1 protein-coding gene is annotated in these 1,608 nt (G+C 56.8%); it reads left to right on the top strand.

The window, feature by feature from the left end:
* Positions 1-42 precede the first annotated feature (42 nt).
* Positions 43-1,581, top strand: a complete 1,539-nt coding sequence (locus AC1Q6D_RS33095) for an IS3 family transposase (protein ID WP_057977870.1) — start codon at positions 43-45, stop codon at positions 1,579-1,581.
* The last annotated feature ends 27 nt before the right edge of the window (positions 1,582-1,608 follow it).

The raw sequence follows: 1,608 nt of genomic DNA, 5'->3' as shown, positions 1-1,608 counted from the left end.
GTGGGGATGCGGCGGAAATCTTGGACTACCTGGAGGTAGTTCATGTACTCATACGAAGACCGTATCCGAGCGGTCAAGCTCTACATCAAACTGGGCAAGCGAACCGGGGCAACTATTCGTCAGTTGGGCTACCCGACGAAGAACTCTTTGAAGAGCTGGCACGCAGAGTATGAGCGATGCCTCGACCTGCCGCGTGGCTACGAGAACTCGAAGTCGAAGTACTCACTGGCCCAAAGGGAAAAGGCTGTCGGGCACTATCTCGAATACGGTCGCAACATCGCCGCTACCATCAAGGCGTTGGGCTACCCCGCGCGGGATTCGTTGCGTGCCTGGATTTACGAAATGCGCCCCGAGTTGCATACGCGTATTGTCGGTCGATCAGACGGGTTAGCCCGGCCGCCAGCGGTGAAGCAGGCAGCGGTCATCGCGCTGTGCACGCGAAAAGAAAGTGCGAAAGCCCTGGCTCAAAAGCTGGGCGTGTGCAGGCCGACCTTGTACAACTGGAAAAACCAGCTACTCGGCCCAGAGGTATCCCCATCCATGAAGTGTCGGCTTGAACCCTCATCGTCACCGGAACGAGAGGAGTTGCAGCGGCAACTCGAATCTCTCCAGCTCGATGTTCGCCGTTTGCAGCTTGAACATGACCTGTTGATGAGGGCGAATGAACTCATAAAAAAAGAGACGGGCATCAACCGGCAAGTCCTGACCAATCGGGAGAAGACATTGCTGGCTGATGCCCTAAGGCAGAGGTACTCCTTGCTAGAGCTGCTTGACGCGTTGGGCTTGGCCCGAAGCTCCTATTTCTATCATCGAGCCCGAATGCAGGTCGCGGAAAAGTACACCGAAGCGCGTCGTGCCATGGCGGACATATTCGAGCGCAATCATCGTTGCTATGGCTACCGTCGGATGCGAGCTTCGTTGAGCAGGCAGCGTGTACGCCTTTCAGAGAAGGTGGTGCAGCGCTTGATGAAGCAGGAGTGCCTAGTCGTCGCCAAGCCGAAACGGCGTCGATACGGTTCCTACCTCGGGGAGATCAGTCCGGCGCCGGAAAACCTCCTCAACCGCGACTTCACGGCCCTAGCTCCGAATGAGAAATGGCTGACCGACATCTCGGAGTTCCAGATCCCAGCCGGCAAGGTGTACCTGTCCCCCATGATCGACTGCTTCGATGGGAAGGTAATCAGTTGGTCGATCGGCACGCGTCCCGACGCCGAGCTTGTGAACACGATGCTGGATGCCGCTGTCGAAACGGTGGCCAGCAACGATAAACGGCCTGTTGTTCACTCCGATCGTGGCGCTCACTACCGCTGGCCCGGCTGGCTATCGCGCATCGCTGATGCGAAGCTGATTCGTTCGATGTCGCGCAAAGGCTGCTCACCTGACAACGCGGCTTGTGAAGGTTTCTTCGGCCGACTGAAAACGGAGCTGTTCTATCCTCGCAACTGGCAGTCAACGAGCATCGAGCAGTTCATTCAGGCCTTGGATTCATACATTCGCTGGTACAACGAAAAACGAATCAAGATTTCCCTCGGCGCGCTCAGTCCCATTGAGTATCGTGAAAGCCTGGGCTTCGCGGCATAACCAGTCCAAGTTTTTGTCCGCATCCCC

The organism is Pseudomonas sp. MT92 (assembly GCF_058792515.1).
The sequence above is the reverse complement of the archived record's forward strand: the minus strand, read 5'-3'. Positions and strand labels throughout refer to the sequence as shown.

What these genes read in the sequence shown, in the direction of transcription:
- AC1Q6D_RS33095 (WP_057977870.1), top strand. Translation starts at nt 43, where the DNA reads ATGTACTCATACGAAGACCGTATCCGAGCGGTCAAGCTCTACATCAAA.